The following is a 25,642-nucleotide window of genomic DNA, read 5'->3' on the forward strand; positions in this document are numbered from 1 at the left end:
TATTAAACATCTTCACGGATAAAGGCTTCCTGTTCCAATTTGACTTTGTTTAAAGCAATATATTTGATTGTATCATAGCATTCTTTGAGCACAGGCTGTTTGAGTAATAGCAACATTTTGTTAGCATATTTATCATCAATATTGACAAGAAAATTTCTATTATTTTCAAGATCTACTATCCCCATGTTATAAGGAATTAGATCTGGTATAATATTCTTTTTAAGACGGGAAAATATTTTAAATCCTCCCAAATCTATATCTCCCCAATGATAAAATCTGACCGAACTCTTATTACATACAGAAAATAACTTTTCAAAAAACAAACCCTTCACCGGACTATAAAATCCTCCATGTAGAATTACCAAATCATCTGATCCCTTATGGTTTAAGATATAATCCAAATAGTTTGCCTTGTTTTCAATAAAAAGCACCCTAGTAATATTCTCTCCAATAATTAAGTTACAGTTTCTGATGTCAAACGAATTAATTGTTGCTCCGAATTTAAGCGGGGAGTAATCTACCTTTCCCGTATTAAAGCAAACAGTTAAATTACCGCAAAACTCCACCACCTCAGGGGCTTTGATAATACCAACTTTCCTAAGAACTTCTTCATCGCTAAGTTCATTATCAGGATCGTCAATATAATTCTTCCGGATAATCGTGACAACACGCTTTTTAATGTATTTCTCAAATCGTTTAGAATCGCCGAAACAACGCACTGAGAAAACCCGTTCCAAAACTTCATTTTCATCTATTGAATCAATCTGCCTAATTGCATAAAGAACATCTCGGGCTAATTCATCATTATCGGGCAATGCAACGGTGATCGATCGTTTCTTTTCAATAATGGTACATGTATCATTAAAGAATTCTTCAATCCATTTATGTTTCACGTTGCTTGAAATTTCTCTAATATAATTAACTATCGCTTCGACTTTATCTAACTTTGGTTGGCGACCGGCAATTATATAAGCATTATTAACTTTCTCCGGCAATAACCAAACCCGGGAAATTATATTACCGCTTTCGTATTTCAGCCACTCAAAGTCAACTATTTCATCTTTCTTAAGCTCTTCAATTGCTTTATTAAATGACTCCTTCGCCTCAGTGTTTTCGATGTTATATGAACGCAGGTCTGAGCGGCCATTATCATAAAGTTTGATCATAATACGACGTGGATACGATGCCCCCTCTTTATATGCCTTACTCCTTTCATATTTGTCAATTAGAGTATCCAATATTTGCTTTTTACTACTCATCATCAACAATACCTTCCAATTGCTTCGGATCAAAGGCCTTCACAAATGAACGTTTATCTTTCCTCAGCACACATAAATTCCGGTCAACCAGTGTTGCAATATCTCCGATTTTTTCTGGGGGTGCAGACAAAATAACTTGAAAATTGAATTTGCGCAATAAACGAATACTCTCACTAATACGTTCGCCGTCCATTTTAGAAAATGCTTCATCGAAGATTATTAACCGAATTGTCCCAGAATCATTACCTTTAGTGATACGATAGAGCTGTGCAAAAGATGCCAGAACGGAAATATAGAAAGGTGTCTGAGTTTCACCGCCAGACTTCTTGCCAAGAGTCCTAGACAGATGCTGCTCTTCACCGTCACCGTCAGTGACCTTTAAATCAAAAGTAAGATAAGTTCTGTAATTGGTAAACTCTTGCACCCTTCTTTCATATTCTGCACGCGCATCAGCATAAAGACTATTTCCGGAGTCAGTAACTAAGTCAAAGAGGTCTTTTATTTCTTCCTTGTATTTATCGTTAAACTGCGCACTGAGAAGATTGTAACCACCTAGTAGCATCTCATCAGTTATCATATCGTAATACCGCTTATATTCCTGACGTGGAAATATCTCAAAATGATATTTATCTTGTCCAAACGAGCTCCTCCTGAGCGCATCGTTTAGCTGATTAATTTGACTACGTACGTCTTCAATATTTGCTTTAATCCTGCTGAGGAAGTCTTCCTGGAATTGTTCAAATGCCTTTTCTTTTGCATCTTGGATTTTACTTAAATAATCAGGTAACTTCACATCGCTAAGCTCATCGAGTTCTTTCTTATATACTGAATTATCTTCATTATTAATGTTATAGCCCATTTTGTGTGCGGCATTATACTCGCCACGAAGTCTTACAAGATCTTTCCACTTTTCGCCTGACTGGTTCTTTGCCCTCGTCAACTGCTGGTTGAATATATAGATGACATCTTCAGGTTTCGGTCGAATACTTATTTCACGGTAGTATTTTGGATAACCTGTTAGGCCTATCCAATCTTCATCAAAACGTTCATCAATGTTGCTTTGTTTGTCAGTAATTTGTTGCGATAGATTGGGAATATCCACGTTATTTTTTACTTTGTTGTATTCTTCATAACGTCCGATTTCTTCACTTTTCTTATTAATTTCTCCATCTATTTCGGAGATTTTTTTGGTTAACCCAACTATTAACTGCTGCAGCTTATCAATATAGCTAGTATCTATAGTCTTGAGTTTTTTAGTTATTTCATTAAGTTCAGCTTTACGATTTGGCACCTTGGAAAATTCTTGAGCAGCAGAAATGGATCGCTCAATATCAGTCCTATTAATGATCTGCATATCAGTAAAGAGGTTAAGGCGCTGATAAAGTTTTATACAAATATTAATTGGTTCAACAAGATCATTAATTTTTTTACATACAATTGTGATCTGGCGTTCAAGAGAATTTCTACCGATATAGGGACTTTCCCAGCGCTTTGGATTTAACTGACGAGCAACATATCCTTGATAAAGCATCCCCCCGTCAGTGATCGCACGCTCGTAGTTGCGGAGGTCATCAACCTTGTCACATTTAATAACGTTGCCAAGTAAGTAGTCTGCGTATGCTCTGGCAAGAGGGCTGCTTGTTTCCACTTCCTCAGCAAGGCTGCCAGGCAAAGCCTTGGGTTTCTTATTAAGAATTTTTTCAATATCAATTAGACCTACATCATATATTTTCTTTTCATGCTTAATCCGTTCGTATATTCGCAGTGCTATTTGAAAGTGCGCCGGGGCAACAATTAAATAAAACTTCTGAGTGTGTAGATAACCTTCTATAGCGTTTCTCCAACGGTCTTCAGGTATTTCTAAAAGTTCAGAAACAATGTTAACTTGGGCAGTTGAACCATATTGAACACTCAATTCAGCATATATGGTATCTCTTAGAGCGACAATAGAATTATCAAAGGGTTTTATGCCCTTTCTCAGATCTGATTCAGTTGCCTCAAGGATTTTCTTTTTCTTCGATAGTTCCTGACTCTCATCGGAAAAGGCTCGACGTAACTCAATGGCCAAATTTTTTAAATCACTAATATTGCTCTTAATATCAAATAAATTCTGTGAATTGATATTATATATAGTTTCGCCGTTAGCGTTAACCAAAACATTTACATCATATAAACCAACAGTAAGGCTAGCGACAAAGGACTGCAATTCTGCATTCAATTTTTCATTCAATAACTGCAAACGTGTATCATCCATAGTCTCATTAAAATTAGTTAGAATATTACGCCATCCGATGCCGTATGCTCTTATGCTTTCATTTACCAGTTCAAATTCTCGGCAGATGTTTTTGATTTCATCTTCCAGTTTTTCTTTTTTTTCAGTAAGAACATCGATACTCTTCTTAGCATTATGGTTATTGTAATCGATTTCCTTTGTAATACGTTCGTCGTCTAACTCTTTCTTCGATATAATAAGGTTTGTAATATCTCCTCTTAAATTACTGATTTTCTCAATATTTTCAGCTACATTCTGTTCATAAAGATTACGCTCATTAACAAACTTTTCTAGTTCGGCACGTGATACAGTATAATCATGCAGGCGTGCCTGTTCTACAAAGCTTAAATAGTTATCGTATATAGTATTTATCTCATTTAGAGCAGTTACCTTCTCTCGAAGTATATTAGCTTCCTGCTCCAAATCTTTGTAGGAATGAATATTATCACGTATGGATCTAATGTCTATAGGACGAGCATCATCGCAGACAAACTCAGTAATAAACTTTTGGATATCGTTGATTGGTGAAAAAGGCACAGCCTTCCTCAGCAAGCCTCCAAAACGCTCACCCAGTCCGCCTAGCTTGCCGTAAAACTTACTTCTAAAATCCTTGTTTGAATCTGGCAACTCATACTTTCCTGACTTATAATTTTCTTTAATAAATAAACGCAAATCTTTTATCTCCATAGGTGTATCGTGAATCACAAAACGATGTTCCGGCATAGCATCATCAAAGATAAAGAATTTATGGGGGTAATCATTTTCAGAGTAATAATCAAAGCAGCAACCTGCCGTAAAGTACTTTTTCTTTACATCATCGTAAAATTCCGCTGCAATATAGCTGGTAAACCGGTTTTGACGGAGGCACTTAAAACTTGAGCCTCCGTCATCGCCTAATTCACCGCGAAGATAGCCTAATAGTGTTCTGTCAGATCTACCGTTTGCAGCCTTGTTAAAGTAGCTTCCACTAGTGTCTCCTAATAGTAAAAGTTGTACTGCATCGATAACTGTTGATTTACCACTTGCATTCTTTCCGGTCAAGAAGTTTATTGTTCCAAAGTCAATTACCTCTATGGAGAAATAATGCCAATTAATTAGTAAGAGCTTCTTAATATGTTTCATTCGCATCATCCTCCATTTCTTCAAGATCATTTGCGCTGTCAACAACGTCCTCAAACATTGTGGCCAGGTTGTTAATACCCTCGTTTGAAATGATAGTAAGTATTGAGGGGTGTATGATTAACTTGTTACCGTCATTTTCCCATTTTGATTCTATCTTTTGAATAATGTTGTAGTGAGTAATTATTCTTTGAGCATCAATAAAATCTCGAATAGCCGGTTTCTTAGATATTAATCCTAGAGACTGCATTTTACTTATCACAGCAACGGTATCAGTTCTTACATCTCTATTACCAGCAACCTTTTCCCGCTCTTCCTCATATATCAAGCGAAATGTGTAAAGCATTAAAGTTGTAAACCTATCAATACGTAGTCGGTTGCTTTCATATATGTTATATAGGGAAATTACCCCATAGTTATCATCTTTTGTTAGCCTCCAACCAGTTACTTCAAAATATTCAAACATCACTTCAAACAAACGTGAAACAGTTCGATAATCCTCATTAACAATCAACATCATTTTAGATGAATCATATTTATCGCGGACTAGATACGTATGAGAGAGCAGATAATTAGCCAGTCTGCGAAATTCTCCCTTTTCATAATTACTAAGCTTTTGATATTTTTCATCCCACAAAACTTACGCTTCCTTTCTACTAAAAAGGATGTTAGGTACCTTGTAACCATTTTTCTCTACAATCCCGGATAAATACTCAATAGTGTACGGCATATCTCTGTCATTGGCACGTATTGTAGCGAGCATAACAAGAATAAATTCCTCATCATTACTAAATGGAATCTCGGAGGTCAATACAGTCGGTTTTACAAGTAAACCCTTCATATAATTTTTAATCTTCTGCAGCGGATAGCTGTTCTTTACCCTTTCGATAACATCGGAAAGTTCTCCATCAACCTCTTTGCCATCCGATGGAGTCACTTTTAACGGTTCGCCAACTTCCTTACGATTACGTTTGCTTTTCTGATATAGTGATTTGGCATCAATAAAATCTTGTCGATTAACCTTTATATTTTTTTGATATTGCTCAAGTAGCTTATCCTGTTCTTCTTCATTCGCCTTCCCATAATTAGTTAATAGTTCCACAAGCTTGCCTTTAATGCTTCTGTCTGCAGTTAATAGGTATTCAATCTTCTCAATCGAATTACGTGTATAGGCACTGTGCTTCTTATCTATTTCATCAATTATTCCTCGCAGGGAATCGTAAGAATCTATAATATATGTAATATCGTCAATTATCGATGCACGAATGGCAGTCTCATCAGTGAATGCTCTGATGGTCTTAGCTCTATTACACATACTATTTATTAGCTCATTGTCGCCAAGCATATTAGTCAAGAGAGAATAAATTGGTTGACGATATCTATGTATAGAATCCATAGTTTTGATAGGATGATAAATACGATCAATCATTTGTTTATAAACGTCAAAGTGTCCGTGAAGCAAATCGTTGACGCTCGCCTGTTCGTTGATCTCTTGATGATAACGGCGAATATTATGATAGAGGCTTTTTAACTCATCTAGTAATTGTACAGTGTTACGCTTTGCTGCAAGAAGCGCATCATACATGCGGTCACTTTCCTCTTGTGCCTGTTTTAAGGAGGAATAAGTATTAAACACTAGAGAGTTATATTCACGTGTTTCCTGTTTTGTTATCGCCTCAAGTAAGTTAAGAACTTTAATTGCATAATCACGAAGAGCAATAACTTGAGTAAAACTGCCCTCCTTGTACTCCTTATCGATCCAACCGGCATCAATGAGTTTATTTACTATAAGTCTTGCTTTTTGGCTACAAGTAAAGCTACCTTCCTGCTCCTCGATTGTTTCAGCTTCCTCGGACTCCATCTGAGATAATTCATCCTCCATGTTCGCGATGAGTACCGATATGTATTCTTCCAATTCGACACTTATTGCTTGCTTGAATAATCCGTGTAACACCATAAGTGCTTCCAAATAAATATCTTTATTCTTAGAAGCAAGTACCGAAAAAAAGTTCTGAGGAACCACTTCAAACAGTTTCATTTTCCACACGCTCACAATCTGCAGCTACGACATTTGCCTTAGCTCCACTAGCCTCATCATCCAACGAGTCTAGTATAGTAAAGATTAGTTCTACTGTTTTTCTGGGCAATTCACCATCCTGTACCGATTTTCGCATTGTGAAGTAACCTTCCAAGGCATCCGGTGAATACATAGATAAAACATCTTCAAAAGGAGGTTCCCATTTAAGGTCCTCTCGGTAGTATTTTAGAAGATCTTTATCCTTTTCCAATCAATGTCACCTCTATTAGATTTCAGAACACTTGATTGTAATTCCAAAAGTCTGAATCATAACGCTCACTGGAATTTAACGCCCCTATTTGCAACGCATCCCTCCAGCTTTCCGGTTCGGTGAGAGCTTTTGGTTAGGTAAGGACATCCCGGATCATTAGGTGTTGAGGTTTCTTTTTTCTACACCAAACACTCTCCAAACGTCGCAGCTGGCTAACCTTTACACTAAGCGGCTTCTTGAACTTGGCAAAGGGGCAAGTGGCGTGGGTTATTAATGATTATCAACATAGGCAATTAAGAAGCTTGGGGTAATTTAAACCAGAGAAGCCACCTTATCTTGGAGACGAAAAGACTGTTGTCTGCGTAACTATTGCATAGCTTATACTAAAAGACAAAAGGAATTAGACGCCAAGTTTTTTTCATATAGCCTTTATAGTCTTGGCCAAACTCTTTGATTAACATCGTTTCTTCAGCAAATATTCTATAGATATAAATAGTAAAAAATAAAGGTGTAAAAGTAACCGTAAGTACCCAGTTATTTAAGGCCAAGGCCGTTCCAATCCAAATACATATGCTACTTAAATAACCAGGATGCCTGATAATATGATAGGGACCATTTAAAATAATTTTCTGATTGTTTACAGTGTAAGGTTCTTGAGTAGTAATCACCAAGAATAATCATTGACCATATCCTCAATATAAGCCCTATTAACATCAACAGTAACCCTGCATACCCCGTTATTTGAGAGTAAAAAAATCCGCATTCAGTAAAACTTACGATAATAAGCATTATTATCGAAATTGAATATGCAATCCCTATAATACCAGTACTTCCCTTATCTGATTTTTGGGTTTTGAGACTTTTAGACTCTCCCTTTTTTCGCAATAGAAATTCAGTTAATAAAAACCAAAATAGTAATATATTAGCAAATACAACTCTAAACATAAATTCTATTTTCTCCTTTGTAAAGCCGTATGTATTCTAGCAACATCGTGTCAACCATTATCCCTTCATCACCGGCCAACCTTCTAAAGATAACTTCTTTAGTAAGCTCCCCACCTAACACCAGTATAGCCTTTATTTGTGGCGGCTATTTCTTCTTGAGCTTAGCAGGGCGTTGGATGGCGTAAGCGATTCACTTCCGACATTCTTCCCGGAATATTGGCATTGAGTTGTCCACCAACTGACTGAATTGGTACCCGGGTCGGTTTACCGTTACACTAAGACTGTTCTCCACTATTTAATTCCTAATTATACCACTGTGCAGGGACAAATTATATCAACGTCTCCCGTTTTTCCTATATGTAAAAATCCAGAGCAATACTCCCTGGATTTTTACATTTCCCGCAAAGCCGTTTAGATTATTTGGTTTTTGACCCTGCCCTCGCAGGTGGGGATTTTTAGTATGAATAGGAATTAAATCTTCGCACATCGAGGCTTATTACGAACTCGCCAATACTCCCGAGAAAACAGCCATAACAAACAAATCGATTATTAGCGGAACCATGCCGTCCCAGTAACTTGACATCCCGTCCAAGCGGTAATAAAGAACATAACAAATCAAACCGACAACGGTGGCAATTCCCACAAGAGCTACCAGTACCGCCGCCCGTCCAGCTCCAAAGCGACCTGTACCGAACAGCACAGCGACTGCTGACAATTCTAATATCGCCCAAATATCTATTACCATCAGTTCCAATGTCACAATACGGTGAAATACAATGGTCGTAACAAAAAACAGTAAGACATACAAAACTGCGCCGCCAATCAGAATAAACCTCACTGGTAGACCTTTTGAAATAAATGATAGTGAAACAATGCCAGCAGTCATCAGAATAATCGCGATAACTCCTGCGATCAAGGCGACTAAAAGACACAACACGCCTATCAACCCACCGAATGAATGTGGTCGAAAGGAAACAGCCCACCATATAAGATAAAACAAGCTACAAAACAAAAGTAGAAGATTTCCGGAGAATATTACCCGGAGCGAGCCAGTGAAATTTTCGAAACATTTCATTGTGATCTCCCATTTCCGATAGGTGTTAGCCTAACCTGAGCTTAATTCTTAGTTCGAAATATTCCAATCCACCTAGCCTTCAAAACTGTCCTTCTTTTGTAAACTCCATCCCACGCATCCCTCCAGCTTTCCGGTGCGGTGAGCGCCTTTGGTAATCCGGATGTTAGGACATCCCGCAGGATTATTCAGCGCTCCGGCGGCACTTCCGGCTCTTCCGCCACTCGAGTCCTGGCTAGGCTTTATCTAGCGACTATTTCTTCTTGAGCTTAGCGGGGCGCTACTGAGAGATAGATACGAGAGAAAACTCAAGTAACAAACGACACTAGATAAATGGTCTGTATATATTCTAAAATGAATATATTAAGGATAAAGTTATAACTAAGGAAGTAAGAAAATGGAACCTTCTTCTTTTTTAGAATTAATCTTCAAAACTATTAAACCTTTTAGATTATTGGAAATAGCAATCTTATTAGCATTTCCAATTTGGTTATTATATAAGTTTTTCCCGTCAACCTTTAACTTGCTTTTAAGCTTTATTCCCACAGGTACCATTCCAACTTGGATTTCAAGTGTCATTACCCTAATTATCCAACTCTTGGGCGCAGCTTCTGTTGTGTCATTTTGCGGGTTGATTTTCCTAAGCATTTCAAAAAAGATACAAGGATTTCTTAGAGGTATTTTTGGAGTTTACAATCGTCGTAGTGATATTTATAGAGAAGCTCATTCTAAAAAATTGTTCAATATATATGTGAGAAGCTCCATATACATAGTTGCGTTAATTATATACTCAGAACTCATCCTGAAGAACGGTACCCCCGTTTCAACATTTCAACAAACTCACGCCATCTATTTTATTTCACTTCTTCCCATGTGGTTGATGGTTGGGGGTATATTCTTGTACCTTATATTTCCGTAACTCTTTAAATATTCAATCGCCATGCCTGTTTGCTGACTTTGTCCTATTAATATTCTCACAGATTTAAAACTCCTCCCATTTCACTCACAAGCCAAGTCTACAATTGACACTATCGCTCCTCATGTTCGGCGTCTCAGAAATAGACCTTCCTTACCTGGATAACGGTTAAACAAAAGTTTAATTTCATATTCCGTGTTTTTTCCGAAAATCATCCTTTTTCTTTTGTAACAAATCATAAATTTTAGTTCGGTATTTTTGCAAATCATAAAAGACATTCTTAAGATCTTCTTTTTCTAAATCATCCATATGACTACCATTACTAATACAATCATCAGGATACCACGTATATTGGTGTAACTTTTTTAATAAGCTGAAAGGAAATAAATCATATCCTAATCTTTCGAGGGTCTCTTTAGGCAGATCATATCCATGCATATATATACCAAAAGCATCGCAAATAGCTATCATTCTTTTAATATCCCATCTGGATTTGAAATAATCCCAACGAAAGTCGTTTCCGATAGGAATATATTTATGAATTGGACCGGTACTAGTCTCCCCTATTTGAACTTCGATTATAAATAGAACCCGCCCATTATACGTTGTTTTATCGGCTTTAAAATCTTTGAAATCCTTAAGTGCGTATACATGAATTTTAGAGTTGTATTGATTATAAATTCCTACTTCATCAATTATATCACTTAATAATTCAACGAATTTATTAACCTCTTTATAACAATGAACACGATTATAAATTGCATCATCACTATCAAACCAACTTCTTTTAATCCCAAATTTATTACAAATCCAATTGAGTAAGCCATCATTTATTTTCTTAATTAGATTTTCGTTATGTAATAAATCAGAAAAAGTGACCCCCCATTTTTCGTCAATAAAAAATGGAATTTGAGATACCTCTATTCCATGTTGTTCGAATACAATAAAAAACTTATCAATCAGTGCTTCAATAGATCCATTTTTATATTTTGGTTTATCCTGTTTCAAGTCCTCAAGTTCATTAGTTTTGAAAATATTATTAATGATCAGGCTTTCGGCTTGAAAGTTATTTGAATTATTTCCACTAATTTGATTTGCTTTAATCATTTTTCTACGATTCATTTATGTATACCTCTATCATTATTAATACTAGAATTAATATTAATTGATTCACTACATTGATAATTATTTGAATGATGACCACTCTTTTGACTAAATGTTTTCTCTTGCTTATTTTTAATAAAATATTTTAAAATATAGCCACATATAACAACGCCAATCCCCGAGAAAAGCCATTCTTTATTGTCCAACATCCATTTCATTGATACCCTCTCCTTCTTTGAAATGATTTTGAATAGTATTAACCCGTCATTGTTGATTACCAAAGCTCCTCGTTAACAATCAACCACAGATCGAGTCAATCAGGGGAATATTCCCCTACATGCTGAGTTCGAGGGGCCTTCTTTTACATGACATTGAAAATGATACCTTTGTGACAAATTTCGTTAGCGAGTGGTGCGAGCGACTAAAGGTACAACTAACCAAACTTACATATTGACCCCTTGAGTATAGTACCAGGAGCAATTAGCTAAAGCTCTATACATAGCTGTTTGCCAGGAGTTTAAGTGCACTACCGCACGACTCCTGGCCGCCTCGAGAAGATGTTGATGAACTGCTTCCGGACCATTAACCTGAAAAAGATAAATTAGTGAAAAGCGAATATTGACAAGTTCTTCCGCCGCATGCGAACTGTAAAGTGTGCCAAGATTAAGAATTTCAAAATGATATCTAACACGTTTTTTTAATAGTTGCTCCCAATGGTCCGGCGCATCGACAAAAAACCGCAGTACAGGAGGATTACTTTTAATTACCTCTGCACTCAACCAAAGATCATTTGTTATGTCATCAAAATAAGGATGGATTGTCTCTTCTTCGCTAGACTTAGGGCAACAATCAATCTTATGTGTATTACAATCTTTACAGGATGGAACCAAATTTATTGGAACTACAGCAAATGCTGGATAATAAGCTTTTGGGAGGTGATGGTCAATAGTCGAAACGATTCTCTGTCCACAAAGTGGGCAAATCCCATGTGCAGGAGAAGCTAAGAGCCTATCATAAAATGATCGCCCTGGTGCACCTTTCTTAGCCATCTTATTTGTATATACTTTAATCATCTCTTTGGCCGTGACGATTCCTGCAACATTATCTCTTGATTCTATTGTGTGAAGCATTGTATTTGATACTTTTTTCTCAAATACCTTCGATGCAGCAATAATGTCGCCCTCACACGCAGTAAGTCGTGCTTTCAGATCGTTATCCCGAATGTTACTTATACAGGTTCGAAAAACCTCCTCAGGCTTTTCTCTAGGTTTATCTAACTTGCGCATTTTATTGGCCTTCCTTTAAATATTTCAATGATAAAAGAGCTCGAATAATAGCTCGTGCTTCCATCCCAATTTCTTCGTTAAAGAAATCTTCAACAGCGTCAAAGTCATTATTTATTTCGACGGCTTCAATTAAGAGTTTGTGGAAACCAGAATGTGTTACTTCAAGTCCAAAAACTTCTCTCGTTAAAGCGCCAATATTTTCTCCAAATGATTCTATTTCAAGTCTCTCAGCCGATACCTCTAAACCAGTTCGACGCAACTTCCACACACAACTCTTGGGTACTTCTTGTAGAATTACAGGCGAATGTGTAGCAATAATTGCAACGCCATTTCGATTAATTAATAAATCAGAAAGTGCACGAGTAAAGGCAGATAAAAGCGGAGGATGAAGATGAGCTTCTGGTTCATCGAGTAACACTAAAGTACGTTCCTCAACAGTTTCAACCAATCTAGTAATTGTTAGTAAAACAATTTTATGCCCAGAGCTTAAACTCTTAAACAATTTTGAAGCTCTCGTCATAAACTCGGTTTCATCTTCATATTTGGCAATAGATGTGACTTCTGCTTCTTTGAATATAGGATCCGCTTCAAGCATTTCTAAAGCTTTTCTCCAGCGCAACCCCTTTGCCCCACTCCGACAACTCTTGACACTCTTTACAAATTCATTTTTCAGCATCTCTGGGCTTTTAGGGGAAAGGCTTTTATCATTGCTATTTTTGATACGTTTTAGGCCGATATATGAATATTGAATTCCTAATGTCTTATCCTTACGTTCAGGAAGAGGCTCAGATTCGTCGAAAGCACTAAACGTAACTGAAACCAAGTTAGCAAATATCTGTTTATTACCTTTTATTAATTCAGATGTAAATAATCCCACCTTAGATGGTAAAGCTTCAATGTCTAGTAGTGACTTTATCATATTATTAATTAAGAAAGTTTTCCCCACTCCGTTCCGTCCAATTAATACATGTATATTTGTAGGGGGATTTGACTCAGGTTCAACGTTAAAAGAAAGCTCTATTGGACGAGCATTACTTCCTCTACTTTTGGGCGCTTTATATGTAAATTGGTAACGAGAGAGCTTAACACCACCTAAAGCCAGTCTTCTGAACTGACCGCTTACAGTGGTAGTTGAAACATATCTTAAAAGCGAGATTTTAGTAACTCTTTCACCAATCGCCCTTTGTAACAACTCATCGTCTATCGAAATATCATTTAATGCAGTTAGTAATCTATCTCGAATTTCGTCCCCCAGGTCATTTAGTTCTTCGTAATAGCTGGCATCCTGACCTAATGAGAAGAAATTTTGGTCAAGACCATCAAATTCTTCTGGCAATAAAGGTCTACGTTGACCTTTTGACATATTAAACTGACCGATCTTTACTCCGCCTAAGTAGTGTATTTCTCCATCACGATCCACAAAGACTAATGAGTAGAGAGTTGAAAATTCAAACCAATCATCCCACTTATCTTCTATTAGATACGCTTGGAAATGGGGTGATTTCATAACTTCATAATTTACCTGCTTCACTTTAAAAAGCATTGTGAGCCTCCGGGAAATCTCTTTTTATAAAATTTTTCTAAATATACACGACAATTCAAACAGGTAATTTCTTAATAACTAACTCAGAGGTGGGGGTGAAATGAGTTTTAAGGTATGGTTTATGCAGTTATACCAAGACTAATGAACGAATGATAAAAGTAATAAGAATTTAAACCACATAACATGCATAACGCGTAAATTAGGATTGACTTTAACCGTTAGCCTCTTTCTTGAAAGCATCAAATTGTTTTCTCTTTAATTCTTCGAACTTATTCAAAACAAATCTATTAAGATTTTTCTTGTTTAACCCAGGCTTAGTATTTAGAAAGAGCAAAGCAACTTGAAATTCTTCTGATGTATTTTGATTTCTAAAGAAGTGCATAAAACCATATTGCAAAATACATCGTCCTTTTACTCCGTTACAATTAAAACTATAAACCGCTTCGATACTTCTAAATAATAAGTTATCTTTCTCACCATCATCAGTAAGTAAGATATTCCTTTCTAGTTTGTTCCCATTAATTATTACTTTTTTAACATTCTCTTGAAAAAAACTTTTTGGATTCTTGGGTGGATTATCCGGGTCCGGGCCAATTTCAACATCCTTTATTTCCAGAAACTCTAGCATTTTATCTTCGGTGTCTTGAGCTAAACTTAACATGAAGTTAAAGCGCTCACGATTAGTAAAATTTTTAGCGTGAACAGTTTCTATTCTATCTTCAACCTCGTCTTTCTCTTTTAAGAATGAGACAAGGTCTTTTATCAATATTTTATTAATTTCGTCAGTTTCCTTTGATGTATATTCATTGCTAACTCTTATCTCCTTACTCGATAGGTCCTTTCTAATATTAATTTTTGCAGAGTGAGTGCTTTGGGGTCTTACCCAATCTCGTGTTAAATCTTCTCTGATGATGCTATATTCCAACTCTAATTCATTGGAAGAGATAAACCCAAACATCATCGGGGTTATTATTTGTATATTTTCATTTTGCTCGATCTTATCAACGTTAACTTCAAACCCACTAATTACTGAGGTTAATGAGGTATCGCTTTTACTTTTAATTATGCTATTCCGGTGTTTTGGGTTATCTTCTTTGTTTCCTTGTCTTTCTTGGAGTGTTGCAAATTCTTTTGGACTTAAAATCATCGTGACTATTAATGGTATAGTATTTTTCTTGTTTGAGTCTCCAACGAATACACCTCTTGATTTAAGTACATTGTTTATATCTGAATCAGTTAAGCAAGAATCATTGAGTAACGGCATTAACATCGATCCATAAGGTAACATAGAGGCAACGCTAACTTTCGGTAAAGGTACAACATCGATCTCAGACTTCATTTTGAGTTCCTCCCATATTTCTAAAATCAAAGGACCCATATTTGTCAATAAAGACTCTCTGAGAGAAATTTGAATCTTTAATCCTGGCTAAACTCTTTTTAACATCTTCCCCATAAGCGTAATCATTGTAATCCGGAAAAGCGATAATTATTTTAGCCGCCCAGCTTTCAGTAATAAGCCTTGCTAATTGTAATAATCTTTCCAGGTACTCTAGTGTATAAGAATCTTCTGTAGTAATTATTAAACTATCACCACTGTTCTCAATAAGTTTAAAAAGCTGTATTGGGGAATTTATGTATTGTACCGGAAGGATATGTCCTTGATGGGTTCTTTCAGTCGTATCCATGTTATATCCAGTATCAGGGTAGAAGAAGTAGAAATTTATATCTCGACTTTCTACGTATTTGATACTGCTATATAAAAAATTTGCTTTTTTATTGTCTACCAAATATACTGTTTTGTAATTTACATCATCACTATTTCTAAAGCCCTGTATTTCACTAATAATTCCTTTGTTTTCTTCCCCATTAATACTATCAAACCACATGATTACATTAGAAAAATCTTTCTTTTTAGACGTGCCAACCCTCTCTTTAAATAATTCATGAGAGGGATAACATTCAGTCGCCTCAGCAATATCCTTCAGGTAAGATTTAAACTCGGATATTATCCCATTTGACGTCTTGGGATAACCCTCCCGATGCTTTACAGATATCAATACATCCCTCTGAAGCCTACTAACCAATGGGCATTCATACTTAACAATAAAATCTACCCCATGCTTATGGCGCGGAGTACCTTCTGCACTTTTATGAATATCTTTATGTATGCAGGGAATATCTTTTCCTGAAAAAGCATTATCCCAACCTATTAATTTCAAAAATCCTTTCGTAATTTTTTCACCGTATTCACCTGAAGATTTTGATTTTTCACCTGACACAATTAACACCTCACTGTTTATTCTTCTTTATTAAAATAAACCTTGTAATAATACATTTGTTTTTTATCATCATAGCCTTTTTCTAGGTATTGTTTACTTTTATTTGATGTACCCTTTATTTTAATCTCGATTTCGGTATCTAATTTAATGTAACTTTTTATATTTCTCTTAACTTTTTTAATAACAGCTTTATCTATGGAAAAGCTTTCAATATTTAAACATTCATTCATTTCGGCATAATCTGCTATATGCTGCATTAGAGCCTCAGCATATTCAGCTCCTTCAGCAACACTAACTGAAAAATCATCTAATTTTATTTGAGGAACTGTATTAATGTAATTAATTACATTGTTAAGCATTACGACTTTTTCAGATTGTTCTGCAATATAATCCTTTTTGACAAATTCTTTACATGCTTCAACCAATGTTTTAGTTTTAAGATAATCAGTGCTACATTTCTGAATTCCTAGGAATGACTCAGTCCAATATTTGGTATCAACACTTCTATTCGTATCAATATTTAACACTTGAAATCCTTTTTCCATTTGATTATTAAAAATAATACAGCCTTTATCTAATTTATCTATATTTATACCCTGTAGCCAATCAAGAGTGTAAAGATTTCCATTGCTATTTATCCTTATAAAAGCATCCTTATTTTCAGATTTAAAAATTCCTATCGCATCATATACATTCTCATCAAATATTGCGTCTTTAATATATACAACCCATAGTTCCCCCCTTTTTATATTTGGATGCGTTGAAACTTCGTATAAATGCCTAGCAATTGCTTGCGAGCTATTTGCGAAGTTACTTATATCAGCAAAAGCTAACTTTGTAAACTGATAGACCTCGTTGTAACAAAGATCTGTTTCATGACTAAAACTATAGATTTCATTTTCTTTAAATTGCTGAAAAAAATACTTTCCTAATAGTCCATATATAGGACCGTCTGAAATATTCACACAATCCTGAGAAATTATAATTTCCTCTTCCTTAAATTTATTTCCAACGCCGTGTAACATAAGTTTGTCGATTTTTACCCCTGAAAAATCAAACATTAATTCACCACACCTCAATATGATAAATATACTCCTACTACCAGATTATCCACCTCTAAACTTTCCACATCTTTCCTTGATTTCCTCCTAAGATCGATAAAATAATCCAATATAATACAAAAAGGCCAGACGTCTAAAAAAATAAACGATCTGACCATATTGCTTGTTCCCAAGTACTTTTCGTGAAGGCCGTCCCAACATAACATAGATTATCGACAAAATAGGAATTTCTCAACGATATAACGATAGGAACGGCTTTGATATTATCTCTGCCTTTTCCTCCGTTCAACCGTGCATGACAGTTTCCCGTCACACGGCGTTCCAGCAAAATTCGCACATAAAAAAGGCCCCCACCACGTAGGCAGAGGCCAAAAAAAGAATATATGGGACAGGACAGAACTGTTAATGTATCATGTAGCAAAAGGCTTGTCTTTATGTCACAGTCTCAAGGCCATCTTGACATTGTGACACATTATTATGCGTTTTAAGGCCTGTTTTCCCCTGAACATGTTCCCGTGTACGTAGCTAGAAAACATTGCGCCTGCTTTTAATTCGATTCTGAAATCTACAACCGGCACCACAGGCGGGTTTAGAGTATCTGTTTTCTGCATACAACCACAGGCTCGACGTGCTGCGTTTACGGGTACATATTAATTCTTTACTCTTACTTGGAATTACATCTTTGCCATCAACCCCAATCTTACCGAACCCTCTTACACTACTCCACATCTCTGTTGCCGATAGTTTTTAAACTTTTGAATATATGGTGATTCTACCCTCCATGATGCTCTACCTACCATGTATATCTATTATTAATACTTTTAGTATTATATTCGCCAACTACGGCAACTTAGGCCCTCAGGCCTTGGGGTGTCAAGTTTTCTGCGGTTGCCGACATCGGCAACCGTCGGCAACTTTTAGAGTTAATTTAATCAGAGCTGGGGTTGTATAAGGTCTTTGTTAAGGCTTTTCACACTCTTTGGGGTACATTTAAATTAATGTTGTGCACATTTTAAACGATTCCTTACTTTTAAACGAAAAGGGGGGTGCATCTTTTAAAGATTCGGGTGCAAAAAGTAAAAAAGCACCGCCTAAAACGATGCTAAACTTACTCTAAAACGCTGAAAAGCCCAGCAATGCTGGACTTTTTATGTTTATTAATTGTATCAATTATTGAGTACTTATTTGTCTAATAACTCAATAATTGATACAAATTAACGAATCACCTGCAAAAGGGGGTGCATTTTTTGTTTTAGGGGGTGCATTATTCGAGGGGGGTGCAAATATGAAGTATGCACAAATCCTTTGTGTAGGAGATTTAGAATACTAACTTTTGTACAGCACTATAAAGGATATCACTCGCAAGAGAAACTTTCTGAGGATTCACAAAGTCGGGAACATCATCCGGCGTATGATTTTTATTAAGCCAATTTCGAGCCATTAATGTTACGGCTGGGATATTGTCCATATTAAAATATACTTGATCACTATTGTAACCATTATTTGGAGCTAACGAAGCGCTTACTTTATTTTCCTTAGCGGCTGATTGTATAGCTTGAACTGCCTTATTATCACTATTTGCCCACAATGCAAATTCTCCAAGAGGTCCGTTTCCTACGGTATCTACATTTAATACAGCTTGAATTCCTGCAAATGTTGGTTTCTCTATAAATGAATAGGAGCCCACGAAACCCATTTCTTCCGCACTCCAGAAAGCTAATACCACATTACATTTCGGTTTAATTCCTTCTTTAAGCAATCGACGCATGACATCAAGAATACAGCCGACCCCTGAGGCATTATCATTAGCACCTGGATATAGATTGCCTTGAAAAATCCCAAGATGATCATAATGGGCTGACAAAATTACTGATTCGGTAGGGTTCGTTCCTATGAGACCACCAATAATATTGGCACTCGGTGTCCTTAAATCATCGGGATTTCCGGGTCTAAATGTCAAGCGACCATGATAGAATTCCTCAACAACCGGATAAACAGTGAAAGCATTTGAATAATCATGATTGTTCTTATCCACCAAATCTCCCAGTGGTTCCAGTCCTAGACCCTTCATTTGATCCATAAGATAAGCTGCAGCCTTTTCTTCGCCAACAGTTCCAGCCCGGCGTCCTTGTAACTCAGACGACGTAAGGGCTAATATATCGTCCGTAGCGGTTCTGTTTAGGTATTTATTGTCAGTTTGCAGAACAAAGTTAACGCCCTGCCTTATAGTACTACTGGTCGGTATAGACGCTTGTGCACATTGAGGAATCTTTATTTTGAATATTTCTGACCAACCGTACCAAGGTAGTAACGTAGCTCCCACAGCGGACAAACATTTTAAGAATCCTCTTCTAGTCGGCATTTCAAACCTCCTCCTAATCCACTGTTAGAAGCTTGAATCAGTCCTTGATATAATCGTTATTTTATAAATACTTGAGGAACTCTGTCCCTAAACTATTTTGTTTCTTTAACAAAAGTTGGAATAAGCTTCCTATGAATTCAATACTAATAAAATGACTACAAACAAAAGGAGTCCTTAAGTTTAATGGAATATGCGAAATCAATGTCTTCTAAAAAAGTTTATCTAATGATTTACGGTAGCACATTATTCATAGCACTGGGATTCAGATCACTTCAGAATGCTATTATATCAGAACAAGTGAAAAATGTTGTTACATTAGCATTAAGTATTATTTTACAAGCCCTTCCCTTTATATTAATCGGGGTTCTAGCATCGTCGATTATCAGGGTTCTTATACGAGAAGAATGGATTGCGAGGTTCAGCCCAAGCAATAGTATTGCCGGAGTTATCCTTGGTGCATTGCTTGGTTTAATCTTTCCAGTCTGTGACTGTGGGGTAATGCCGGTTGCTCGTAGCTTGCTGCGCAAAGGAGTTTCAATGCAAACGGCTTTTGCCTATTTACTTACAGCTCCCGTTATAAACCCGACGGTCATCTTGGCTACGGCGTTGGCCTTTCAGTGGAATTGGCACCTCGTAGTATTACGTCTTTTGGGAACGTTTGTCGTCGGAGGGACAATCGCCCTTTTAATTGGATACTTCTTTAATCCCAAAGACCTTGGGGTTTCTATAAACCAACTTCACCATAATGATCACCATTCTGGGAGACAATCCATCCACGAAATATTGCTGCATGCTGTTGATGAGTTTTTTGATATCGGACGTTTCCTCATCGTGAGCGCCTTTTTGGCCTCAGCCATTCAGGTATGGGTTTCCAAAAGTATACTCTTTCAATTTGTGAATAATCCTAGTCTATCTGTGGCAGCTTTGATGGTTTTGGGAATATTGATGTCCTTATGTTCGGAAGCAGATGCTTTTGTGGCTAGAGTCTTAGCCAATCAATTTCCTCTGGGATCTGTCCTCTCTTTTCTTGTCATAGGACAAATTCTCGACTTGCGAAATATGATTTTGTTTAGCAAGAATTTTCGTCAATCTCTATTCCTTTTCATAGCCATAATGTCCATAATTCTAACCTTTTTATGGGGCTGGGGAATCGATGTCGGACTTAGGCTGCATCTCTAAACAATCTTTGGAGCTTAAGAGTTCTACCAAGGAGGTAATTCATGAAATTACTTAAGAAGGGCGCTGTGATTAAAGGGATTATCCTACTGGGGTTTGCGGTTTGGATAGGGTATCTTTTTCAATCTGGAAATATAAGCTTGTATCTGAGTCCAAAATTAAGTTGGCTTTCTAGACTATCTGCCATGCTTTTGATTGTTTTAACGATAGCCTTGCTCATCCCTTCACGGCATAGGGCACATCATTGTTGTGAACATCATCATTGCCATACAGACCATGACCATTCTCATTCAACACTTAGTATGATAACGATTGCGATGTTTTGTGTTCCTCTTTTACTGGGATTTACTGTCAAGCCTCAGGTCCTCGATTCATTAACATTAGTGAATAGTATTAATACTGTTGGTTCACGTCCTTATTACGTTACACAATTTTCACAGTTTAATAAATCCGGTACTAAGCCAAAATGGCCTGAGTTGAACCTCGTTGGTTCAGAAATTAGTAATTTTCTTACCGGAAAATTGCCCATGAATAAACTCTTTGGGAATTCTTCCCCTCTCACCATTCCTGAGGGTATGAATAATTTAAGGAGCTCAATTTCAACGTTTTCAATATCTTCAACTTCTTCAGCCACCGATCAAAATACTCTAAAAACACCAGCGATTCAGCCTGCAATGACCAAAATTGAGGAAACTGATCTTGCACAATTAGCCCTTAGTGAGAACCCTGATCAAATATACAATCATTCGTATCGCCTAATTGGGTTCGTATATAAAGATCCTCGGTTAGCTAAAAATCAATTTGTCCTTACGCGGTATGTTATTACTTGCTGCATTATTGATGCTCAACCCATCGGATTTATTGCAGAATCTCCAGATACTCCTAATTTGAAAGCAAACACATGGATAGAAGTGGAAGGCGTTTTAAAGAAACGTGCAATAAATATGGCGAATCAGATAAAACCCGTCGTAAATTTTCAATCGGCGGAAAATACGGCTCCCTATTTCATTATTACTCATTGGAAGGAGATCCCTACTCCTAAAGACCCTTATTTGACACCGCCTCAGTGAACTGAGAAATCATAAAAATACAGACTGGAGGTCTAGTATGGTTAGATCAGTTGCTAAGAAACGAAGAAAACTTATGTCTATAGGGATCTTAACTCTTATCATCATAATTATTGCTACGGCAAAGTTGATAAGACTCCATCAAGATTCAGCATGGCAGGACCTTTCAGATACTGTACCATCGATTACTACACCTACTATGAATATCGACCAGATAGAGGGCTCACTTGAAGACATTTCAAAACAATATGAAGGTGTCATTACGCATTCTAGTCAAGCTAGTAAGAATCAAATGATCTCGAATCTCGATAGATTATATCAGTTATCGGTCACTGATTATGTAAATGCTAATGCTTTAAAAAATTTGTCCAATAATGCGTGTTTAACGATTTGACTCAAGCTGCTACGTTTCTTACAGCCTCCATTTTTGAAATGAAAGATAGTTTGATTAACTCAGGAGATTTTAGTCAGGCGCAGTTAAAAAATAGTAAGGATGACCTAACCTCAGCTGAACGGGAAATAGAACGAATTCAACAGGAGATAATAAAGTAGAAGAAACGAATCGTGGAAGTCGGGTTTTTCTTGGAAACTCGGCTTCCACTCTTTCTTTCAGGTATCTAATATAAAGATTCTGTGGTAACTCCTCTAACGAAGATGTCTGTTAGTTCACGCCAAAAATAATTCCAACTTGATCAAGTTGCTCAGACATCCATTGGATATAATTTTTACCAGTCGGTTCCGTTTCAGTAACTTTGACGATAGGAATGCCGCTAGACTCAGCTAACTTGACGATATTTTCTACGGTGGGGCTATCCGTCTGAGTATTGAAGACTAATAATTTGATTGCTTTCGTCTTAATATCATTTTGAACATTGGCAAGATCTGATGCGTTGGGATCGTTCCCATCTTCGATCGCCTTGGCAAACTTAGAATTATTAACTTTTAGATTTAGAGAATCTCCAAGGTAATCAAAGACCGGTTCAGATACATCAATGTTGACAGGAGCAGCCTGCCTGATCTTAGCAACTTTAACGGTTAATTGGTCTAATTGTTGAAGATAATCCTTTGCCCTCTTTTGGTATTCTTGAGCATTTCCAGGATCAAGTTTGCTATAATCATCAGCTAATTTTTGGGCCAACTTAGGCATCGTTGATAGATCGTACCATACGTGGGGATTATCTCCATCAATTTTCCCCATCAAGTCACTTCCTACAACCACGACGTCTTTCGTTTTGCTGGAAGAGTCGGACTTGAGTAATCTATCCATCCAATCGTCATAACCAATGCCGGTATAAATGACAACTTGAGCATCTGCCACAGCTTTCGAAGTATCCACCGTGGGTTCATAATCATGCGGGTCTTGTCCGGGATTGGTGAGAATCGAAGTTACATTGACATGATCACCCCCCACAGCCTGAGCTACCTCTCCATAAAAGTTTTCAGCAGCGACCACTTTAATCGTTTGACTTGCAACATTATTGTTCTCTTGAGATGTTTTTGAATTGTTTGAGTCTGTTGGGGTTGTTGTACTGCACCCTGTTAACAAACCAATAACCATGACCGCGATGATAATCTTAAGCTTCTTTTTTATAACCATTAGCTTCAAAATCTTTCCCTCCGACTTAATATTCGCCTGACTTAGTCCCTTCTTAGGTCGCATCAAGTGTGACCGTATTTTCTCTGATACTTCGTTCTCGATAATTAATCCAACCTAACGAGGCAAAATAGAGTGTTCCTTCGACTGCTGTAATAAAAAAACTGACTGGAGCATTTGTATAGAATGCCAAAACGAGTCCTGCCCAAACCCCAATAACTGAAATCAATGAAGATAAGAAAATCATCCTTGAGACAGAATGGGTAAGTCGCTGGGCGATCGCCGCTGGAGTTGTCATCAAGGTAAATACCAGTAATGCTCCCACGATCTGCACAGCTTCAGCAGTGGCAATAGATAACAGCAACAAAAAACCGATAGAAATAAAACGAATTGGTAAACCAGCTGCTTGGGCTCCCACCGGATCAAACGAGTCAAACGTTAGCATTTTGTACCCCAGAATTAGCATTGATAACACAAAAGCGGATAAGATAGCTAGTTTCTCAACATCTAGAGGGCTTATTCCTAAAACGGTGCCAAACAACAACGAAGTGATAGCGTTGGATTGTTTGCTGGAAAGTGATAAAAATAAAAGCCCAATCCCTAGAAATATACTTAAAACCACACTGATTACTGCATCTTTTCGGAACATTTTAATGCCCAATCGTCCGATCGCTAACGCTGAAGCACATGTAAAGAGCAACATTCCGTTTAAAGGATCAATGCCTAGGTATAAGGCAAAGGCTGCTCCGGAAAAACCAATGTGAGAAAACGTATGCGCGATAAAGGGTAATCCTCGGGCAATGACAAAGACTCCTATAGCACCACACATAATGGCTACAATCGTTCCAGCGATAAAGGCATGCTGCATAAAGTCATACTGAAACATTCGCCAAGACCTCCTGAGTGCCATTGTCATGATGAAGGCAAATGGAAGAATCCGGTTTGTTGGACGAGGTTGACACAATGAGCTTAGAACCAACATGCATAACCTCGACCGGAGCCCCATATAACCGAGTTAATACGTTGGATTGCAACACTTGTTTAACAGTCCCTATCGCATACTGTCCTTTAGTTATGTAGAGAATACGGTGAGCATATTGAGCGATAAGGTTGACGTCATGGCTGATAAATAAAACACTTATCTTCTTCTCTGCGTTGATACGGGCGATCACTGAAGCCAAGTTTTCCTGAGCTCCAGGGTCTAAATTAGAGGTCGGTTCATCCAACAATAAGATTTGAGGGTTTCTTACCAAGGCTTGCGCGATAAAGAGGCGTTGTCGTTCACCACCCGATAACTTGGCAATGGGTTTATGAGCAAACCGCTCAGAATCCGTTACTCTCATGGCTTCTTGAACATTCTTTCGATCCCGCTTAGTGAGCCATGGACGGAATTTGTGGGGCAATCCGAAACTCACAAAGTCCCAGGCTCGCAAGAGAGTTTCTGTATCAAGCTGTCGAGATTGGGGAGCATATCCAATAATCATTGATGAACCTGAAGTTTTCCCATCTCCTTGTATCGAAATGCTTCCACTTTCAACTGGAACCATACCGAGAAGAGTTCTCAGTAACGTTGTTTTACCCGCTCCGTTCGGCCCGATGATCCCAACGAACTCTCCCGGGTTCACAGTAAAAGAAAGGTCTCTCAAAACTCTATTTCCACCAAGACAAACGTTTAACCGATCGACTTTAATACCGGCACCCATATATCCTTCCCCCCTAACTATCCCTGCCAATATGACGGCAGTTTGAGCAATATCCCGAAATTTCAAAACGATGGTCGACGACCATAAAATCATCCTCATTAATATTTATCAGACGCATAGGACAATCATGAACAACTTGAATAGATCCGCACCCCAAACATACTAAATGATGATGATGAGCATGACCACAGCTTAGTCGGTATTTACTCGCGTTATCTCCAAATTCCATTTCTTCAATCACCTGCAGTTGCTGAAGAAGAGCTAATGTCCGATAGATAGTGTCATAACTTATCGACGGATAAGATTTTTTCATATGTTCATAAACTTCTTTAGCAGTTAGATACCTGTTTTGATATTCAATGAAGAGATCGACGACAGCTTTACGTTTGCCGGTAAAACGATAACCTGACTCTTTTAGATGATCAAGTATCTCTTGGTTCGCAGCCATTTTTGCCTCCTAAATTTAAAGACTATAATCTAAATCGTAATCATTACGATTTAGATTATAGTCTCTTTATTGTCCTTTGTAAATAAGCTTAATTCGCTTCTAAATCACTACGCTCATAGATTTCCGATTCAATACAATCCAATTTTAC

24 protein-coding genes are annotated in these 25,642 nt (G+C 37.2%); 3 read left to right on the forward strand and 21 right to left on the reverse strand.

All coding sequences use genetic code 11. The features are described from left to right. Nucleotides 1-2: 2 nt before the first annotated feature. The 17 genes from B5Y67_RS15740 to B5Y67_RS15820 form a co-directional block, all read right to left on the reverse strand. The gene (locus B5Y67_RS15740) at nucleotides 3-1,262 is read right to left on the reverse strand and encodes a Wadjet anti-phage system protein JetD domain-containing protein (RefSeq protein ID WP_088227378.1); all 1,260 of its coding nucleotides are present in this window, start codon (nucleotides 1,260-1,262) and stop codon (nucleotides 3-5) included. Beyond that, entirely contained in the window at nucleotides 1,252-4,653 is a 3,402-nt protein-coding gene (locus B5Y67_RS15745) for an SbcC/MukB-like Walker B domain-containing protein (protein ID WP_170932709.1), read from the reverse strand. The genes B5Y67_RS15740 and B5Y67_RS15745 overlap by 11 nt, the downstream gene beginning before the upstream one ends. Further along, nucleotides 4,640-5,287 carry a DUF4194 domain-containing protein gene (locus tag B5Y67_RS15750; protein WP_088227380.1) on the reverse strand — a complete coding sequence of 216 codons (648 nt, stop codon included), beginning with the start codon at nucleotides 5,285-5,287 and terminating at the stop codon, nucleotides 4,640-4,642. Before B5Y67_RS15750 ends, B5Y67_RS15745 begins: the two co-directional genes overlap by 14 nt. Nucleotides 5,288-5,290: 3 nt before the next feature. Next, complete coding sequence (locus B5Y67_RS15755; protein WP_088227381.1) at nucleotides 5,291-6,688, reverse strand: Wadjet anti-phage system protein JetA family protein; 1,398 nt, start codon at nucleotides 6,686-6,688, stop codon at nucleotides 5,291-5,293. Continuing rightward, nucleotides 6,675-6,938 carry a hypothetical protein gene (locus tag B5Y67_RS15760; protein ID WP_207652424.1) on the reverse strand — a complete coding sequence of 88 codons (264 nt, stop codon included), beginning with the start codon at nucleotides 6,936-6,938 and terminating at the stop codon, nucleotides 6,675-6,677. The genes B5Y67_RS15755 and B5Y67_RS15760 overlap by 14 nt, the downstream gene beginning before the upstream one ends. A 383-nt stretch (nucleotides 6,939-7,321) precedes the next feature. Continuing rightward, a complete protein-coding gene (locus tag B5Y67_RS15765; protein ID WP_170932710.1) occupies nucleotides 7,322-7,606 on the reverse strand; it encodes an isoprenylcysteine carboxylmethyltransferase family protein in 285 nt (94 codons plus the stop codon). Nucleotides 7,607-8,379: 773 nt separating this feature from the next. After that, the gene (locus B5Y67_RS15770) at nucleotides 8,380-8,820 is read right to left on the reverse strand and encodes a hypothetical protein (RefSeq protein WP_088227383.1); all 441 of its coding nucleotides are present in this window, start codon (nucleotides 8,818-8,820) and stop codon (nucleotides 8,380-8,382) included. Nucleotides 8,821-9,336: 516 nt separating this feature from the next. After that, nucleotides 9,337-9,534: a hypothetical protein gene (locus B5Y67_RS15775; protein WP_088227384.1), complete on the reverse strand. Its 198-nt coding sequence runs from the start codon at nucleotides 9,532-9,534 to the stop codon at nucleotides 9,337-9,339. 523 nt (nucleotides 9,535-10,057) lie between these two features. Further along, on the reverse strand, nucleotides 10,058-10,993 hold the full coding sequence (locus tag B5Y67_RS15780) for a hypothetical protein (RefSeq protein ID WP_088227385.1): 936 nt from the start codon (nucleotides 10,991-10,993) through the stop codon (nucleotides 10,058-10,060). Next, complete coding sequence (locus tag B5Y67_RS15785; protein WP_088227386.1) at nucleotides 10,990-11,193, reverse strand: hypothetical protein; 204 nt, start codon at nucleotides 11,191-11,193, stop codon at nucleotides 10,990-10,992. Before B5Y67_RS15785 ends, B5Y67_RS15780 begins: the two co-directional genes overlap by 4 nt. A 225-nt stretch (nucleotides 11,194-11,418) precedes the next feature. Continuing rightward, the gene (locus B5Y67_RS15790; RefSeq protein ID WP_088227387.1) at nucleotides 11,419-12,261 is read right to left on the reverse strand and encodes a hypothetical protein; all 843 of its coding nucleotides are present in this window, start codon (nucleotides 12,259-12,261) and stop codon (nucleotides 11,419-11,421) included. Nucleotide 12,262: 1 nt separating this feature from the next. Further along, a complete protein-coding gene (locus tag B5Y67_RS15795; protein WP_088227388.1) occupies nucleotides 12,263-13,804 on the reverse strand; it encodes an AAA family ATPase in 1,542 nt (513 codons plus the stop codon). A 211-nt stretch (nucleotides 13,805-14,015) separates the two neighbouring features. Beyond that, entirely contained in the window at nucleotides 14,016-15,143 is a 1,128-nt protein-coding gene (locus B5Y67_RS15800; RefSeq protein ID WP_088227389.1) for a hypothetical protein, read from the reverse strand. Beyond that, entirely contained in the window at nucleotides 15,133-16,083 is a 951-nt protein-coding gene (locus B5Y67_RS15805) for a hypothetical protein (protein ID WP_088227390.1), read from the reverse strand. The genes B5Y67_RS15800 and B5Y67_RS15805 overlap by 11 nt, the downstream gene beginning before the upstream one ends. Before the next feature lie 17 nt (nucleotides 16,084-16,100). Continuing rightward, entirely contained in the window at nucleotides 16,101-17,144 is a 1,044-nt protein-coding gene (locus B5Y67_RS15810; protein ID WP_088227391.1) for a nucleoid-associated protein, read from the reverse strand. A 133-nt stretch (nucleotides 17,145-17,277) separates the two neighbouring features. Beyond that, on the reverse strand, nucleotides 17,278-17,481 hold the full coding sequence (locus B5Y67_RS15815; protein ID WP_088227392.1) for a hypothetical protein: 204 nt from the start codon (nucleotides 17,479-17,481) through the stop codon (nucleotides 17,278-17,280). Between the two features lie 981 nt (nucleotides 17,482-18,462). Then, entirely contained in the window at nucleotides 18,463-19,506 is a 1,044-nt protein-coding gene (locus B5Y67_RS15820; protein ID WP_088227393.1) for a M20/M25/M40 family metallo-hydrolase, read from the reverse strand. A gap of 183 nt (nucleotides 19,507-19,689) precedes the next feature. Here B5Y67_RS15820 and B5Y67_RS15825 point away from each other — a divergent pair, with 183 nt between their 5' ends. The 3 genes from B5Y67_RS15825 to B5Y67_RS15835 are packed head-to-tail and all read left to right on the forward strand — an operon-like array spanning nucleotide 19,690 to nucleotide 22,143. After that, nucleotides 19,690-20,685: a permease gene (locus B5Y67_RS15825; RefSeq protein ID WP_242975994.1), complete on the forward strand. Its 996-nt coding sequence runs from the start codon at nucleotides 19,690-19,692 to the stop codon at nucleotides 20,683-20,685. Between the two features lie 41 nt (nucleotides 20,686-20,726). Further along, nucleotides 20,727-21,752 (forward strand): TIGR03943 family protein, encoded by a 1,026-nt coding sequence (locus tag B5Y67_RS15830; protein WP_088227394.1) that lies wholly within the window; start codon nucleotides 20,727-20,729, stop codon nucleotides 21,750-21,752. A gap of 37 nt (nucleotides 21,753-21,789) precedes the next feature. Beyond that, nucleotides 21,790-22,143, forward strand: a complete 354-nt coding sequence (locus tag B5Y67_RS15835; protein WP_088227395.1) for a hypothetical protein — start codon at nucleotides 21,790-21,792, stop codon at nucleotides 22,141-22,143. 267 nt (nucleotides 22,144-22,410) lie between these two features. Here B5Y67_RS15835 and B5Y67_RS15840 read toward each other — a convergent pair whose 3' ends face one another. The 4 genes from B5Y67_RS15840 to B5Y67_RS15855 are packed head-to-tail and all read right to left on the reverse strand — an operon-like array spanning nucleotide 22,411 to nucleotide 25,494. After that, nucleotides 22,411-23,346 (reverse strand): zinc ABC transporter substrate-binding protein, encoded by a 936-nt coding sequence (locus B5Y67_RS15840; protein WP_242976011.1) that lies wholly within the window; start codon nucleotides 23,344-23,346, stop codon nucleotides 22,411-22,413. A gap of 52 nt (nucleotides 23,347-23,398) precedes the next feature. After that, nucleotides 23,399-24,229, reverse strand: a complete 831-nt coding sequence (locus tag B5Y67_RS15845; protein WP_088227397.1) for a metal ABC transporter permease — start codon at nucleotides 24,227-24,229, stop codon at nucleotides 23,399-23,401. Beyond that, nucleotides 24,216-25,046 (reverse strand): metal ABC transporter ATP-binding protein, encoded by an 831-nt coding sequence (locus B5Y67_RS15850; protein WP_170932712.1) that lies wholly within the window; start codon nucleotides 25,044-25,046, stop codon nucleotides 24,216-24,218. The genes B5Y67_RS15845 and B5Y67_RS15850 overlap by 14 nt, the downstream gene beginning before the upstream one ends. A gap of 13 nt (nucleotides 25,047-25,059) precedes the next feature. Continuing rightward, nucleotides 25,060-25,494: a transcriptional repressor gene (locus tag B5Y67_RS15855; RefSeq protein ID WP_088227399.1), complete on the reverse strand. Its 435-nt coding sequence runs from the start codon at nucleotides 25,492-25,494 to the stop codon at nucleotides 25,060-25,062. Nucleotides 25,495-25,642 lie beyond the last annotated feature (148 nt).

It is taken from the genome of Desulfosporosinus sp. FKB (assembly GCF_002196705.1).
Classification (GTDB): Bacteria; Bacillota; Desulfitobacteriia; order Desulfitobacteriales; family Desulfitobacteriaceae; genus Desulfosporosinus.